At 67.3% G+C, this 15,243-nt stretch carries 13 protein-coding genes and 2 riboswitches; of the genes, 10 read left to right on the top strand and 3 right to left on the bottom strand.

Annotated elements, in window-relative coordinates:
- Nucleotides 1-249 precede the first annotated feature (249 nt).
- The 9 genes from AC1D1W_RS11235 to AC1D1W_RS11195 all read left to right on the top strand — a co-directional run bounded on the left by AC1D1W_RS11235 (nt 250) and on the right by AC1D1W_RS11195 (nt 10,935).
- Nucleotides 250-945, top strand: coding sequence for an iron-dependent transcriptional repressor DtxR (locus tag AC1D1W_RS11235; protein ID WP_243181619.1), 696 nt, complete (start codon nt 250-252; stop codon nt 943-945).
- Between the two features lie 150 nt (nt 946-1,095).
- Nucleotides 1,096-1,310, top strand: a riboswitch (cyclic di-AMP (ydaO/yuaA leader).
- Between the two features lie 4 nt (nt 1,311-1,314).
- A complete protein-coding gene (locus AC1D1W_RS11230) occupies nt 1,315-2,136 on the top strand; it encodes a M23 family metallopeptidase (RefSeq protein WP_476943717.1) in 822 nt (273 codons plus the stop codon).
- A 136-nt stretch (nt 2,137-2,272) separates the two neighbouring features.
- Nucleotides 2,273-2,442: riboswitch (cyclic di-AMP (ydaO/yuaA leader) on the top strand.
- Between the two features lie 295 nt (nt 2,443-2,737).
- Nucleotides 2,738-3,508 carry an NlpC/P60 family protein gene (locus AC1D1W_RS11225; protein WP_243181617.1) on the top strand — a complete coding sequence of 257 codons (771 nt, stop codon included), beginning with the start codon at nt 2,738-2,740 and terminating at the stop codon, nt 3,506-3,508.
- A 219-nt stretch (nt 3,509-3,727) separates the two neighbouring features.
- Nucleotides 3,728-4,228, top strand: coding sequence for an HNH endonuclease (locus AC1D1W_RS11220; protein WP_476943716.1), 501 nt, complete (start codon nt 3,728-3,730; stop codon nt 4,226-4,228).
- Between the two features lie 94 nt (nt 4,229-4,322).
- Complete coding sequence (gene mobA, locus AC1D1W_RS11215) at nt 4,323-4,994, top strand: molybdenum cofactor guanylyltransferase (protein ID WP_243181616.1); 672 nt, start codon at nt 4,323-4,325, stop codon at nt 4,992-4,994.
- Nucleotides 4,995-5,015: 21 nt separating this feature from the next.
- The gene (locus tag AC1D1W_RS11210; RefSeq protein ID WP_079555354.1) at nt 5,016-5,303 is read left to right on the top strand and encodes a DUF6457 domain-containing protein; all 288 of its coding nucleotides are present in this window, start codon (nt 5,016-5,018) and stop codon (nt 5,301-5,303) included.
- Nucleotides 5,300-6,802 carry a molybdopterin molybdotransferase MoeA gene (locus tag AC1D1W_RS11205; RefSeq protein ID WP_476943715.1) on the top strand — a complete coding sequence of 501 codons (1,503 nt, stop codon included), beginning with the start codon at nt 5,300-5,302 and terminating at the stop codon, nt 6,800-6,802. Before AC1D1W_RS11210 ends, AC1D1W_RS11205 begins: the two co-directional genes overlap by 4 nt.
- Nucleotides 6,803-6,936: 134 nt before the next feature.
- Entirely contained in the window at nt 6,937-7,809 is an 873-nt protein-coding gene (fdhD, locus tag AC1D1W_RS11200) for a formate dehydrogenase accessory sulfurtransferase FdhD (RefSeq protein ID WP_476943714.1), read from the top strand.
- 90 nt (nt 7,810-7,899) lie between these two features.
- Nucleotides 7,900-10,935: an alpha-mannosidase gene (locus AC1D1W_RS11195; protein ID WP_476943713.1), complete on the top strand. Its 3,036-nt coding sequence runs from the start codon at nt 7,900-7,902 to the stop codon at nt 10,933-10,935.
- 258 nt (nt 10,936-11,193) lie between these two features.
- Here AC1D1W_RS11195 and AC1D1W_RS11190 read toward each other — a convergent pair whose 3' ends face one another.
- The 3 genes from AC1D1W_RS11190 to AC1D1W_RS11180 are packed head-to-tail and all read right to left on the bottom strand — an operon-like array spanning nt 11,194 to nt 13,455.
- Nucleotides 11,194-11,937, bottom strand: a complete 744-nt coding sequence (locus AC1D1W_RS11190; RefSeq protein WP_243181612.1) for a hypothetical protein — start codon at nt 11,935-11,937, stop codon at nt 11,194-11,196.
- A 43-nt stretch (nt 11,938-11,980) separates the two neighbouring features.
- On the bottom strand, nt 11,981-12,712 hold the full coding sequence (locus AC1D1W_RS11185) for a hypothetical protein (RefSeq protein ID WP_476943712.1): 732 nt from the start codon (nt 12,710-12,712) through the stop codon (nt 11,981-11,983).
- A complete protein-coding gene (locus AC1D1W_RS11180) occupies nt 12,709-13,455 on the bottom strand; it encodes a hypothetical protein (RefSeq protein WP_230012263.1) in 747 nt (248 codons plus the stop codon). The genes AC1D1W_RS11185 and AC1D1W_RS11180 overlap by 4 nt, the downstream gene beginning before the upstream one ends.
- A gap of 288 nt (nt 13,456-13,743) precedes the next feature.
- On the opposite strand from AC1D1W_RS11180, the gene AC1D1W_RS11175 reads away from it, so the two are divergent.
- The coding region (locus AC1D1W_RS11175) for an ABC-F family ATP-binding cassette domain-containing protein (protein WP_476943711.1) at nt 13,744-15,243 on the top strand (1,500 nt) is incomplete at its 3' end.

Raw genomic sequence — 15,243 nt, 5'->3', positions numbered from 1 at the left:
TTGCCTGACAGCTCCCGGCGATACAGAAAAAGGCCTGTCATAGTCCGGTCATTGAGACGCCGGGGACGGCCGGCCGGCTGGGGCTGGGACAATAGCTTCAGGTCGATCGAAAGATTATCCGGAGTAATTCAAAATAGGCTAGGCTGGCATGCGAACGTACGGCGGTTCCCGCCTGGGCGCATCCTGCATGCATCCCGCACGCGGTACGGTGGGAATGACGCTAGGACTGCGCTCGAGGAGCTGAGCTGAATGACGGATCTGATCGATACTACGGAGATGTATCTTCGGACCATTCTGGAACTTGAAGAAGAAAACATCGTTGCCCTCCGCGCCCGCATCGCCGAACGGCTCCGCCACTCCGGCCCCACTGTGTCCCAGACGATCGGCCGGATGGAGCGCGACGGGCTGGTGGTTGTTTCCGGCGACAGGCACCTTGAACTGACGGAAATCGGACGGAAACGTGCAATCGGTGTCATGCGCAAGCATCGTCTGGCCGAACGCCTCCTCGCGGACGTGATCGGGCTCGACTGGGCCTACGTCCACGAGGAAGCGTGCCGCTGGGAACATGTCATGAGCGAACGCGTCGAGCGAAGAATCTTCGAGATGCTCAACCACCCGACAGTCTCGCCTTACGGAAACCCTATTCCGGGGCTTGCGGATCTTGGCGGCGTGCCCAACGGCGCCCCCGTGGACAGGCCCGTGAACCTGCTGGAGGCCATGGCCGGCTACGGGGTAACTTCCCGGGTTACGGTCAATCGGCTCGCGGAGCCGATCCAGGTGGAGCCGGAGCTTCTGGCCCAGCTCGACGAGGGCGGAATCAGGCCTGGCGCGCTGGTCTCGCTGGAGCGGGTGGGGGAGTACATCTCGGTCCGCGTCCCCGATATCGAAGGTGCCCTGGAGCTGCCGCCCGAGGTTGCCGCGCACGTCTTTGTAACAGTCGCCTGACCAGCCACCACGCGCCGGTCATGGGACCACCCACGAGTTGTCCACAATTGCGGTTACGGATTTATTACCGGGCGGCTTAATCGCCTATAGTTAGTGCCCAGTACCGATACCAAAGCGTTACCTGATCCGAAGCCGAGCCCTGCCAGCGGATCAGTCGCAGAACTACCTCCTGGCAGGGGCGGGGGAACCACTTTCGGCTGCTACTTCGGCAGCCTTGGGGTGAAGTCCGTCAGCGGCAAGCAGCTTCCACCGAAGGATCCCCTAGGGATGCCTCTGTGCGTGGCTGCCTGCAACGGCGGACCGGGTCTTTGATCTCTCTGACCCGAATCCGACAGCTAACTTCGCAGGCCATCCAGAGAGGAACCCTTCTTGACCACCCAGACCGCCAGGGGCCGTCGCCGCGCGACCGGTCCCGCTCCGGAGCCGCGTCCCGTCGTCGCACACACGGCCGAACGCCCGCGGGACGTGCACCGCGATGAACGCCGTCGCCGTCGCAGTCCGTTCCGCCAGGTCACGGACTTTGCCGCGGCAAGCGGAGTCGGGCAGAAGGCCGGGATCGCACTGGCCGCAACTGGTCTGGTTCTTACCGTGACGGTCCCCGTCACGAGCCCGGTGATGGCTTCGAATCCGGGCGGATCCGGCGCGCTCTCCGCCGCCGTGCAGCCGGATGTCACCGCTGCCGCCGCCGCCAAGGTCGACTTCAACCGCACGGCCGTCACCACGAAGGGCGATCCGGACGGGAAACTCAAGCAGCTGCTGAGCGCCCAGTCTGTGGGCACGATCACCCGCGCGGCATCGGCCGGCACCCTGGGTGCGCCGCTCGACCAGCTGGTCACGGCCTCGCCCTTCGGCTACCGTGTCAGCCCCATTACCGGGGGCGCGGGGGAGTTCCACCGCGGCCAGGATTTCGCCGCCCAGTGCGGCACGGCGGTCCACGCGGCCGCCAGCGGCACCGTGACCTTCAACGGCTGGCATCCCTTCGGCGGGGGGAACCGCGTGGTCATCGATCACGGCAACGGCCTGGAGACCACGTACAACCACCTGTCCTCGGCTTCGGTCAAGGTCGGCCAGAAGGTTTTCCGCGGTGACGTCGTCGCCATGAGCGGAACCACCGGCGCCTCCACGGGCTGCCACCTCCACTTTGAAGTGATGGTCAACGGCGATGTCGTTGACCCGCTCGGCTGGCTCTAAAAAGACGATGGGCTGCTCTCAACTTCCTGTGACACGCCGTGATCTGAATGTGACATTGGATCAGGACTGCTGTAGGGTTTGAAGCACGCCAACTTTTCCGAAGTTGGCGCTCTTGAGTGGATTGCCTAGCTCTGCCACCGCTCAAGGTCCGTTCGCATTACATCGTCTGGCAGGGGCGGGGGAACCAATTTTGGCCTTCGAAAGAAGGCCTTGGGGTTAAGTCGCAAAGCTTCCCAGGAAGCAGCGCGGCCGGGTGACTCCCATCCGAATCCGACAGCTCACCTCGTAGGCATTGGGAGAGGCTACTTTCGTGTCTTCACGCCACAATTCTGCGCGCATGCGCACCGGCGAGGCTCTGTCGAGCCCGCTGGAATCCACATCACGTGCCGCCCTTGCCGGCGCCCGGATTGGATCACGTTCCGCAGGCTCAATCGCTACCGAGCCCGGACAGCATGCAGTTTCCGCTTTTGGCGCGTCTTCGCAGTACACCCTTCGCTAAGTAACCCATTTCGGGGCGATCCGGCGTACCCCCAAGATGCCGGAGCGTCCTCAGTCCGTGCCCGAAAGCGCGCGGTCCAAGGATCACGAAAGAGAGAACTTAATGACTACTCGTGCAAACGTTGCACGGCACCGCGCCGAGGTCACCAAGACCAACTCGCTGGCTGTAATTGCTAAGGCTGTCGGCGACAACGCCGGCGGCATGGGCCGTCAGGCCGCGGTCATCGCCGCAGCTTCCGGTCTGGTCCTGACCAGCGGAATCGCAGCCAACGCTGCTGAAACCAATGTTCAGCGCGAATCCACCTCCGCTTCGGCCCTGGAAGTCCAGTCCGCAGCTCCGGCCACCATCTCGGCCGCTTCCACCATCGCGATCTCCTACGAGAAGCCCGCCGTGACCACCACGCCGGCTCCCGTCGTCGAGGCTCCCAAGCCCGTCGTGAAGGTCCAGGACGCCACGGCCACGGCTACAGCCACCCGCGCCGGCGGCACCGAGCTTGGCGTCAGCGGCGGCGTCGCTGCCCAGGCCCCCGCGGGCATCGGAAGCGGCGCAGGCGCGACCATCGCCGCTGCTGCCTACGCACAGATCGGCGTGGCGCAGGACTGCACCGCCCTCGCCACCAACGCCCTGGCCGCGGCCGGCATCCACTACCACGGCTGGCCGGCAGGTTACCTGTCCCTGGGCCGCACCGTGAGCGCCGCCGAGGCACGCCCGGGCGACCTCGCCTACTACCAGAACGGCGGCGTGGGCATGGCTCACATCGCGGTCTACGTAGGCAACGGCATGGCAGTGCACGGCGGCTGGAACGGCGGCACCACCGCGCTGTACAGCGTCAACGTCGGCTCCGGCCCGGTCTTCATCCGCGTCGGCGCCTAAGCACGAACCCCAGCATTCCGAAAGACCCCCGCCTCCAGGCGGGGGTCTTTCGCGTTGCCGCGCAGTGAACTTTCCGCGCTGAGGACCGCGCCGGTGAAAAAATATTCGGTGATCCGGCACTTGAGTGTTTACTCTTGTGTTGTCGATCCATAGCCCGACCATGCAGAGGGCAGCCGGCCCTCGTGCCGCTGGCGGGTGCGGCCGTGAAGAGGTATGCGGATGCGCACTCTCGTTCTGAATGCTGGATATGAACCGCTGGCGGTCATCACCTTCCGCCGGGCGCTCGTCCTTGTCCTGACCGGAAAGGCCAGCGTGGTGGCCGAAGGGGACGACCCCGTGGTCGGCCCCCAGGACATTTTGGGCCGCCCGTCCGTGATCCTGCTGAACCGCTACATCCGGCCAAGGTACAACACGATGACTGCGGTGAGCCGCCGCGGCGTGCTGCGCCGGGATGCCCACCGCTGCGCGTACTGCGGCAAGGCTGCCCACACCATCGACCACATCCAGCCCAAATCGCGGGGCGGAGCCGACTCCTGGGAGAACCTGGTGGCGGCGTGCCTGCGGTGCAACAACGCCAAGAGCGACCATACGCCGGCGGAGATGGGCTGGAAGATCGGTTTTGTTCCGGGCCCGCCAAAAGGTGCCACCTGGCAGATCAAGGAACTCGAGAAGCCGACGCCGGCCTGGGATCCGTTCCTGCTGCCTGAATCGGCTGCCTGATCGGCCTCCTAGCTGATTGATCAGCCGGTGAAGACGCTGCCGGCGCACATTACGGCTTGTTCAGTGGCCGCTGGCGCCGCGCTAGGCTGAACCGATGGAGTTCGATGCTATCATTCTCGCCGGGGGGCGGTCCTCACGCCTCGGCGGCGTGCCCAAATCCGGGCTGATCTACGACGGCGCCACCCTCCTGGAGCGGTCACTGCGGGCCGCGGGCGCGGCGGGGCGCACCGTCGTCGTCGGCCCCGACCCCGGGGGCCTGCCCGGCGGCGTCCTGACCTGCCGGGAAGAGCCGCCCTTCGCGGGTCCGGCCGCAGCCATCGCGGCGGGGCTGGCCGCCCTGGCCGCCGATCACGCGAGCCGGCACGCAGCAGCCGCGCCCTATACCCTCGTCCTGGCGTGTGACATGCCCCGGTCGGCCGGCGCGGTCCGTGCCCTGGCCGAGGCGCTGGCCGCGTCTGCTGCAGGCACACCGGAAAGGGGTGGGGCCGACGGCGTCATGGCCGTCTCGGCCGACAGTCGGAAACAGCCGCTCGTGGGCTTTTATGGCACGGCCGTGCTACAACGTTCTGTCGCGGACGCCGCGTCCCGGGACCGGCTGGAAAACGCGTCGGTGTTCGCCCTTCTTGCTAGGCTGGACGTGCGGGAAGTTCGCGTTCCCCCGGGTTCCACGGATGACGTCGACACCTGGGATGACGCGTCCGCACTGGGGGTATCCGGCAGGATTCCCGACGGCGGTCCGGGCTCCGGCCCGGCTCTGCACAGCTGAACTCGACCATGGAGGCAAACGGTGAAAAGCCAGGACGAAACACTGGAAGACTGGTGCCGTGCCCTGCTCCAGGCCCTGGAGCTGGACGACGTTGAGATTGACGTGAATGAGGTCCTCGCCCTGGCCGGCGTGGCCGCCCATTCCGTGGTGCGCCCGGCGGCACCGCTGACCACATTCATTGCCGGCTTTGCGGCCGGCCTGGCCTCCGGCTCCGGGCAGGCCACGGACTCCGTGTCCATGGAGTCCGCGATGGCCGTGGCCCGCCGGCTCGCCAAGGACTACGCAGCCGCCGAAACTTCCGGGGCATGACGGCTGCGGCCCCGGACGGCAATGGCCCCGCCACCGCCGCAGGTGAAGATGGCGTCAACGATAGCGGCGGAAATGGCGTCAGAGATGGCGGTGGAGAGGCTCTCGTAAACGGCCCTGGAGGCCCTCACATCGCGCACCAGGACACAGCGGACCAGGACTCAGGGGACGAGGACACTGCCGCGGAGCCGCACAGGCACCTGGCCCACACGTGGCAGGAGGCCCGGCAACTCGCGTTCGAGTGCGCCGTTCCCATCCCGGCCGCCCCTGTTCCGCTGCGGCAGACGCTTGGCCGGACGCTCGCGGCGGACGTCGTTGCCCGGCAGGACATGCCCCATTACGCTTCCTCTGCCATGGACGGTTGGGCCGTCAACGGCAGCGGGCCCTGGATCCTGGCCGAACCCGGTCAGCGCCTGGCACCACATCAGGCCAGCCCGATCGCCACCGGCGGCCTCATCCCGCCCGGGGCCAAGGCAGTGTTGCGCAGCGAAAGCGGCATCATCGACGCCGACGACGACGGCCTGCCCGTCCTGAAGCTGGGCGGCACCGCGAAGCCGGGAGACCCGCGCAACGGCGACCACATCAGGAAGGCCGGGGAGGAAGCCGCCGCCGGGGACGTCCTGATCAAGGGCGGCACGGTCCTGAACCCCGCCCATCTGGCGCTCGCCGCGCTGGCCGGAAGTGACGCCCTTCCCGTGCTCGGCAAGGCCGTGGTCCGCCTCGTTTTCACTGGCTCCGAGGTCGTGACGAGCGGGATACCGGCACCCGGGCAGGTCCGCGACACCTTCGGACCCCAACTGGCCGCCGTGGTGGGAATGCTCGGCGGGATCTGTACCGAAGAAGTGAAAGTCGGCGATACCTACGCCGAGTGGCTCGCCGCCCTCGAGGACACCGATCCTGCCGGTGAAAACCTGCCTGCCGACGTCGTGATCACCACCGGCGGCACGGGGCGCTCCGGGACAGACCACCTCAGGCGCTCGGTCGCCGAGCTCGGCGGCCGCCTGCTGATCGACGGAATCGCCATGCGCCCGGGCCACCCCGCCGTGCTGGCCGAGCTGCCGGACGGCCGTTACATCCTTGGCCTGCCAGGAAACCCGCTCGCGGCCATGATGGCGCTGTCCACGATCGGTGCCCCACTCCTGGCGGCACTCGGGCACGGCGTGATCCCCCCGCTCAGCGAGGTGCCCTGCGGCTCGACGATTGACGCCGACCCGGGCCGGACCCGGCTCATGCCCTTCCGGCTGCTCTACGGCATGGCATCGCCGGCGCAGCACACCGGCCCCGGAATGATGCGGGGGCTGGCCGCCGCCGACGGTGTGCTGGTGGTCCCGCCCCATGGCGTGCAGCTGGGGGAACTCGTCCCCGCCTTCGCCCTCCCGTGGAGTGCGCCGTTGCCTGACGCTTCGGCGGCGGCCGCCGAACAGAAGCCGGCGGCGAAGCGGACCGCCAGGAAAACCGCGGCCAGCGACGGTCCGGTGGACTGGAGTGCCCTTTTGGGCTGAGCCCTGGCCTGCTGCGACGGCACCGGGACAAGGCACGCCGCCAGGATCAGGCACTTACAATGATGGAACCAACCAAAGATTCAAACAGCCGCTAGCTTCAAACAGCGGCACACAATGTTGCTTAGGAGCACCGGATGGGCCGTGTGACACAGCGCCGCAAGGTGCACAAGATCGTCCTGGACGGGTCCCCGCAGGCCCTCGAATTTCCGGTCCGGCACCGGGAGGACGTCCTTGCCGTCGAGGAACCGCTGGAAATCCGGCTCGGCAACATGTCATTCTCCGTCACCATGCGAACGCCGGGCAATGACTTCGACCTCGTCGCAGGCTTCCTCGTCTCGGAGGGGATCATCTGGGCACCCGAACAGCTGGTCTCGCTCAGGTTCTGCGCCGGCGAAGACGCCGACGGCATGCAGACCTTCAACGTGGTGGAGGCGCAGCTCAGGCCCGACGTCGTCCGGCCCGAGACCGGACGCAACGTCTTCACCTCCAGTTCCTGTGGCATCTGCGGCACTGACTCGATCGATGCCGTTCGGAAGTCCTCGCACTACAGCCCGGCACACGATCCGCTGAGCGTCCCCGTCGAAACGCTCGCGGCCCTCCCGGACGCCCTCCGGTCCGCCCAGGAGGTCTTCGAAGTCACCGGCGGCGTGCACGCCGCCGGGCTCTTCAGGATCTCCGACGACGGCTCGGCCGAGTTGCTGTGCCTGCGCGAAGACGTGGGCCGGCACAACGCGGTGGACAAGGTGGTGGGCTGGGCGCTCCGCGAGGGCCTGCTCCCGCTCCGGGGCACCGTGTTGCAGGTGTCCGGCCGGGCATCGTTCGAGCTCGTCCAAAAGGCGGCCCTCGCCGGCATCCCGGTCCTCGCCGCTGTCAGTGCCCCCTCCAGCCTGGCCGTCGAGCTCGCCGAGGCCAGCGGGATGACACTGGCCGGGTTCAGCCGCGGGACCAGCCTGAACGTGTACGCGGGCCAACAACGCGTCGCGGTTCCGGCGCCTGCCGCCGGCTAGGGGCAACAGTTGGCCAATGGGTTCTCCGCGGCGTAAGTTTTATCCATCGATTGGAGTCGATCGGACCCCCCAGCGCTGAAGAGGATCACATTGCACGACGACCGCCGTCTTACGGAAGTCCGGCTGGACCGCTTTCTGCGTGACCGGATCGGCCCGGCCGTCTACCCGCGCAACGTGCCGCTGACGCTGAGCAGCTGGGACGCGCCGGACGAACCCGTGCCGGTGCTCGAGGCCCTGCGGCAGGAGTTCACGCCCCAGGAACACGGCGTGGCCTGGGGCCGGCCCTGGAGCACCAAGTGGCTCCGGCTCCGGGGTGAGGTGCCGGACGCCTGGGGAACCGCGGCCGGAACCTCCGTGGAAGTCCTCGTGGACCTCGGCTTCAGCGGCGACCTCCCGGGTTTCCAGTGCGAAGGCATTGCCTGGCGGTCCGACGGGACCATCATCAAGGCGATCTCGCCACGGAACCAGTACATCCCGCTCAAGCTCCTGGGCAGTGGCATGGCCGTTGACTTCTACGTCGAAGCCGCGGCCAACCCCGACTTGTCCCAGAACTGGACTTTCGCCGCCACCCCCTACGGCGACAAGGCGACGTCGGGCAGCGAGCCGAAGTACCGCCTCGGCAGGATCGCCATCGCCGAACGCAACCAGACTGTCTGGGAACTGCAGCAGGACATCCTCACGCTCAGCGGGCTCATGCACGAACTGCCCATGGACCTGCCCCGCCGCCACGACATCCTGCGGTCGCTCGAACGCATGCTGGACATCATGGACCCCGACGACGTTGCCGGGACCGCGGAGGCCGGACGGGCCGCCTTGGCCGATGCCCTGTCCCGGCCCGCCTATGCCTCGGCGCACCAGCTCGTGGCCACGGGCCACGCCCACATCGATTCGGCCTGGTTGTGGCCGGTCCGGGAGACCATCCGCAAGTGCGCCCGGACGTTCTCCAACGTCGTCGCCCTGATGGACGAGAATCCCGATTTCATCTTTTCGTGCTCCTCCGCCCAGCAGCTCGCGTGGATGAAGGAGTACTATCCGGAGCTCTTCGGGCGCATCCGGGACAAGGTCCGCGCCGGCAGGTTCGTTCCCGTCGGCGGGATGTGGGTCGAATCCGACTCCAACATGCCCGGCGGCGAGGCCATGGCACGGCAGTTCCTCGAAGGTAAAAGTTTCTTCCTGGCCGAATTCGGGATCGATTGCCAGGAGGCGTGGCTGCCGGATACGTTCGGGTATTCCGCCGCCCTGCCGCAGATCATCAAGGCCGCAGGCAGCCGCTGGTTCCTGACCCAGAAGATCTCCTGGAACCAGGTCAACAGGATGCCTCACCACACCTTCAACTGGGAGGGAATCGACGGCACCCGGGTCTTCACCCATTTCCCACCTGTGGACAGCTACAACTCCGACCTCAGTGCCCGGGACCTGGCGCACGCAGAACGGAACTACCGGGACCACGGACGCGGAGGCACGTCGCTGGTTCCGTTCGGGTACGGCGACGGCGGCGGGGGCCCAACCCGCGAGATGCTGGCCGCAGCGCAGCGCACGGCGGATCTGGAAGGATCTCCGAAGGTGCGGATCGGCTCGGCGGCCAGCTTCTTCAGCCAGGCCCGGGCCGAGTATGAGCCCCTGCCGGTATGGGTGGGGGAGATGTACCTGGAACTGCACCGCGGCACCTACACCAGCCAGGCCAGGACCAAGCTGGGGAACAGGCGCAGCGAGCACCTCCTCCGGGAGGCCGAGCTCTGGAGTGCCACGGCGGCTGTGCGGACCGGGCACCGCTATCCGGCTGCGGAGCTCAAGCGCCTCTGGCGGCTGGTTCTGCTGCAGCAGTTTCACGACATCCTGCCGGGCAGTTCCATCGCCTGGGTCCACCAGGACGCCGAACGGAACTATGCCGCCGTCGAACGGGGACTGGAAGCGGTCATCACGAACGCCGCGGCGGCGGCCCTCGGCACCGGCAGCCGGGAATTCCTGCTCAACGCTGCCCCGCACGAGCGCCTGGGCGTGCCTGCCCTGGCGGCTGCCGAACCGGTCCGGCCCGGGCAGCCGGTAGAGATCACTGAGGACGGCGGCGGCTACATCCTGGACAATGGCATCATCCGTGCCGTGGTGGATGCCCGCGGACTGCTGGTCTCCCTCGCGGACCGGGCCTCCGGACGAGAGGCGATTGCTCCCGGCGAGGTGGGAAACCTCCTGGAGCTGCACCGGGACACGCCCAATGAATGGGACGCGTGGGACATCGACGCCTTCTACCGCAGGAACGTCGTCCGTCTGGACCAGGCGCTTTCGGTGGCACCAGAGCGCGACCACCGGGGCGAAAGCCCGGACGCCGTCGTGGTGGTGGAGCGGATGGCCGGGTCCTCCGCGGTGACCCAACGGATTACGCTCGCGCCGGGTGCAGACTCGCTCGCGATCACCACGGCCGTGGACTGGCAGGAGAGCGAAAAGCTGCTCAAGCTGGGCTTTGCATTGGATGTCAGGGCCGACCGGTCGGCGGCGGAGACGCAGTTCGGGCACGTCTTCCGCCCGACCCATGTCAACACGTCCTGGGAGGCCGCGAAATTCGAAATCTGCGCCCACCGCTGGATCCACGTCGCCGAGCCGGGCTATGGGGTGGCGATCTCCAACGCTTCCAGCTACGGCCACGACGTCACCCGCAACGTCCGGGAGGACGACGGCGGCACCACCACCACAGTGCGGCTCTCGCTCCTGCGGGCACCGAAGTTTCCGGATCCCGGCGCGGACCAGGGCAGGCACGAGCTGCACGTCACGGTCCGTCCGGGCGCCACGATCGCCGACGCCGTCGAAGAGGGCTACCGCACCAACCTGGCACCGCGGGTGGTGCATGGGGCCCACGGGGTGGAGCCGCTGGTCACGGTGTTCAACCAGGCCCTTGTCATTGAAGCGGTCAAACTCGCTGAAGACGGTTCGGGGGATGTGATTGTCCGGCTCTACGAAGCACTGGGGGAGCGGTCCACCGGCGCGGTGAAGGCCAATTTCCCGGTCCGCGGGCTGCATGCCGTGGATCTGCTGGAACGGCCCGTCGATGCTCCGGGAGTGACGGCGGGCGGCAATTCCGCCGAGCTGACGTTGCGGCCCTTCCAGCTGGTCACGCTGAGGTTTGTGCGCTGACAGCCAGGGCCGCCTGCCGCCGCCTTTCCTGCAGGGGAATCCGGCCGGCAGTGTCGGGGAATCCGAATGTTGTCGGGAACAACCGGAAAACCCCTTAAACAGGCTGAGTGGGAGCGGTCCTACCGGACCGCTACCACTCATCCCCCCAATGGCGCTTGGACGGCTGCCTCTGCTTCGCACGGCTGACTTCCGTACACGAAGCGATTGCCGCATTCACACATTCATGATTCTCTCACGGTCTAATGATTTTGTGAATGCCTACTTTTGGTTCTTGCGAAATGTTGCGCGAGCGTTATGGGATTCTTTGGCGGCGAGCCCGGAAGCCCAGAACAGTCCCAGGCCCAGGACGTAGCCCAGGACGGCCAGATAATTGACGGTCTGCTGCGCGAGGAGCCAGTCTTTCGTGGCGAAGGAGGCGGGGATGGTGAACGCGGTTGCCAGGGCACCGAGGCAGGTCAGGAGGGCCGCCGCACGCACGAGACGCGGCAATCGGCTCCTGGCGGTGGCGAGCAATGCCGGCAGCAGGGCGAGGGAGACAAAAGCAGGGTAGGTGCGGCCGGCGGCGGCGTAGAACGGCGCCAGGACTGCATTCGGGCCCCCCTTGTCGGCGATGCCCAGCAGGCCCGACGAGGACCCGCGGGTGTCCATGAGGAAGAAGGTCAACGCCACGGCGACGGCGCTGAGAGCCAGGGCCCAGCGCCCGGCCGGCCCCGCGATGAGGCGGTAGCCGGGCTCGTCTGCCAGGCCCCGCGCCACGCGCAGACCGACCAGCAGGACCGCGGCGAATACGAGGAAGCGCAAGATCAGGTGGGCGAGGTTCCATCCCCCCAGCGCCCCATCGATCGCCTCATAGGGGCCGGGCACCGAGAGCAGGCTGCACAGGGTCGCGAGCACCAGGATCCAGAAGACGGTCCTGTTCCGTCCCTGGATCGCATCCGGAACGCGGAGGAGGAGCACCACGGTGGAGATGATCAGCGTGCCCCACTGGAGGGTTGCAATCATTCCCGGTTCTCCCACATCGCTTGCCTGCTCAGCCCCAAAGTGGTCAGATCATGCCAGCATGCTTCTTCGGTGCATGCTTCGCAAGCGTCTTAGCCAGCCAGATCATGCACAGTCCCAGGACCAGGCACAGGACCGCCGAGTAGTTGATGACGAACCGCATGAACCCGAGGGGCGGAGGGACGACCGGGGAGAGCAGGCTGAGACAGATGGCCACGGTGCCCACGGCCAGCAGCCCGGCGCTGGACCGGACAAGGGCCGGAAGTCCGCTGCGCAGGGTCCGCAGCATCGCCGGAAACAGTGCCGCGGTGATGAACGCGGGGTACAGGCGCCCGGCGGCCCCGTAATACTCCACCAAGGCGGCATTGCGATCATCCTTGGCGAAAACGGCGACCAAACCCGCCGAGGAGCCGGCGGTATCCATCATGAGGAAGACCACCACCACCACAGCCGAGGCGGCAGCGGCTACTGCGATGCCGATGGGGCCGGTGATGAGCCGCAGGGCATCGTCCGCGCTGAAGCCCCGGGCCATCCGGAGACCAAGGAAGAAGATGACGGCGAAAATGACGAAGCGCAGCAGCAGGTTGGCGATGTTCATGCCTCCCAGGACTTGGTCCACGGCCAGATACGGGGCATCGATGCTGAGCAGGATTGCCAGGGTCATCAGCGCAAGGATCCAGAACAGGGACCGGTTTTCACCCCGCAGGACACTGGGCACGCGGACGAGCGTGGCGACGCAGCAAATCGCCAGTGTGGTCCACTGCAGGATCGCGATCATCCGAGGTTCTCCCAAATCTTTTGTGTTTGTGCCTGCTCCTGCTCATGGCGCCGCAGCGATTTTCCGAGCGCCTGAAGACGTTCCCCGGCCAAGGCGCTAAGGTCGCCGTCGGAAAGAGCATCCAACGCGGCTTGCTTCGCCCCGGCCGTCCAGCCGGCCTCAGCCTCGGTTATCAGGCCCGTTGCGACGAGCCCGCCCGTGAAGCCTACGCCCGCCGCGCGGGCCGTCGCGACCGCAAGCTCGGGGGACAGCCGGTTTGCCGTGAGCTGCGCGGAGTAATTTTGCGGTGCCACCCCGGTGGCGGCCGAAACCCGGTGGCGCAATTCACCGTCGTCAATCGCATCCACCCAGTTCCGGACCGACGTGGCGTGCGGTGCGGGGCTCAGGGCCGGGGTCATTGAGCTGCCCTGGTCACCGTAGCCGCCGTAGGCCGGGGAAGAACGCGAAATGACGGCGCGCAACAGGTCCATGGTGGCGACCTGGCTGACGAGTTCGGCCGGGGTCGGCGGCTGCGGCGGGGCGGCCAGCTCCGCATAGTGCTCGAAGGAAGCGAGTTCCGCCAGCGGACTCAAATCCAGGGCCCGGCTGATGCTGACCAGGGTGGTTTCTGCCACCTTCCCGCGGACCAACTGCTGGGCGAAGGTGGTGCGCTTGATCCCGGAGATCCGGCAGAGATCGGCTGTGCTCGCGGACGGGGCAACGCGGTGAAGCCAGAGTTGGAACGCCTTTGCGGGTAGTGGCATCTAGGGCTTCCTGCGGAGTCGACGGGCAGTATGGCTACTGGCATGCGGTGGGGCAGCGGCGATTGAGGCGGGGGGTGGTGGCGGTGTGGCGGTGCGGGCTGGGATTTTGCGTGAGGTCCTAATTCAACTATGCTAAATGGTCGAACCCGCTGGTCCGTACACCCCCCAAGTCCGGACCGGCGGGTTCTTCTATGCCCGGCTGGTTTTCGGCCCGTTTCTCCCAGTCAGCACGGCCCGTTTTTGCCAGACTGGACGGCCCGTTTTGGGCCGCAGTGAGAGGATGAAGTAATGACTGCAACCCTTGTTGCCAAGGATCTTTCCGGTGGACACGATCACCGCACACTCTTCTCGAAGCTGTCCCTGACCGTAGCCCCCGGCGACGTCGTCGGCGTCGTCGGCGCCAATGGTGCCGGCAAATCAACCCTGTTGCGGCTGCTGGCCGGCGTCGACGGTCCGCAGGAAGGCACCGTGAGCCTGGCCCCCGCCGACGCCTTTGTCGGCTGGCTGCCGCAGGAACACGAACGCATTGCCGGCGAAACGGTCGCGGGCTACATCGCCCGGCGCACCGGCTGTGCCCAGGCGACCCTGGAGATGGAATCCACCGCCGAGGCGCTGGGCTCCGGCGCTCCGGGCTCCGACGACGCCTACTCCCTGGCCTTCGACCGCTGGATGGCCTCCGGCGCCGCTGACCTGGAGGACCGCTTCCCGTCCGTCCTGGCGGACCTTGGCCTCGATGTGGGCCCCGACGCCGGAATGACTGGCCTGTCCGGTGGCCAGGCGGCCCGTGTGGCGCTCGCCGCCCTGCTGCTGAGCCGGTTCGACATCGTGCTCCTGGACGAACCCACCAACGACCTGGACCTCAACGGCCTGGCCAAGCTCGAGGCCTTCGTGCAGGGCCTGCGCGGCGGCGCCGTCCTGGTCTCGCATGACCGCGAGTTCCTGGCACGCTGCGTGACCACGATCGTGGAACTGGATCTGGCCCAAAACTCGGTGGCGGTATACGACGGCGGCTACGAGGCCTACCTGGAGGAACGCGCCGTTGCCCGCCGGCACGCCCGGGAACGTTTCGAGGAGTACGCGAACACCAAGGCGGACCTCGTCTCCCGGGCCCGCACCCAGCGCGAATGGAGCTCCCAGGGCGTCCGCAACGCGATGAAGAAGAACCCGGACAACGACAAGATCCGCCGGGCGGCCAGTACCGAGTCCTCCGAGAAGCAGGGCCAGAAGGTCCGGCAGATGGAGTCCCGCATCGCCCGGCTCGAAGAAGTGGAAGAGCCGCGCAAGGAATGGCAGCTGCAGTTCAGCATCGGGGCGGCGCCCCGCTCCAGCGCCGTCGTGGCCACCCTGCGCGACGCCGTCGCGGTGCAGGGCGACTTCACCCTGGGCCCGGTGAACCTGCAGCTGAATGCGGGGGAACGGATCGGGATCACGGGTCCCAACGGCGCCGGCAAATCCACCCTGCTCCGGCTCCTGCTCGGCGTCCAGCTGCCCGACTCCGGTGACGCCTCCATGGGCGCGTCCGTGGCCGTCGGCGAGATCGACCAGGCGCGCGGCCTCTTGGCCGGCGAGCTGTTGCTCGCAGACGCCGTTGAGGCCGTCCTGACGGAGCAGACCCCGGCCGAGGTGCGCACCCTGTTGGCCAAATTCGGCCTCAAAGCCGATCACACCAACCGGGCCGTGGACTCCCTCTCCCCGGGGGAACGGACCCGGGCAGCCCTGGCGCTGCTGCAGGCCCGCGGCGTGAACCTGCTCGTGCTGGACGAACCCACCAACCACCTTGACCTGACC

Source organism: Arthrobacter sp. P1_B4 (assembly GCF_056406555.1).
Note: the sequence above shows the minus strand (reverse complement) of the source record. Positions and strands in the feature narration are given on the sequence as shown.

Coding starts and splice junctions, on each gene's coding strand:
- AC1D1W_RS11180 (WP_230012263.1), bottom strand. CDS start 13,455: ATGCCACTACCCGCAAAGGCGTTCCAACTCTGGCTTCACCGCGTTGCC.
- AC1D1W_RS11205 (WP_476943715.1), top strand. CDS start 5,300: ATGACGGCTGCGGCCCCGGACGGCAATGGCCCCGCCACCGCCGCAGGT.
- AC1D1W_RS11185 (WP_476943712.1), bottom strand. CDS start 12,712: ATGATCGCGATCCTGCAGTGGACCACACTGGCGATTTGCTGCGTCGCC.
- AC1D1W_RS11235 (WP_243181619.1), top strand. CDS start 250: ATGACGGATCTGATCGATACTACGGAGATGTATCTTCGGACCATTCTG.
- AC1D1W_RS11190 (WP_243181612.1), bottom strand. CDS start 11,937: ATGATTGCAACCCTCCAGTGGGGCACGCTGATCATCTCCACCGTGGTG.
- fdhD (WP_476943714.1), top strand. CDS start 6,937: ATGGGCCGTGTGACACAGCGCCGCAAGGTGCACAAGATCGTCCTGGAC.
- AC1D1W_RS11220 (WP_476943716.1), top strand. CDS start 3,728: ATGCGCACTCTCGTTCTGAATGCTGGATATGAACCGCTGGCGGTCATC.
- AC1D1W_RS11225 (WP_243181617.1), top strand. CDS start 2,738: ATGACTACTCGTGCAAACGTTGCACGGCACCGCGCCGAGGTCACCAAG.
- mobA (WP_243181616.1), top strand. CDS start 4,323: ATGGAGTTCGATGCTATCATTCTCGCCGGGGGGCGGTCCTCACGCCTC.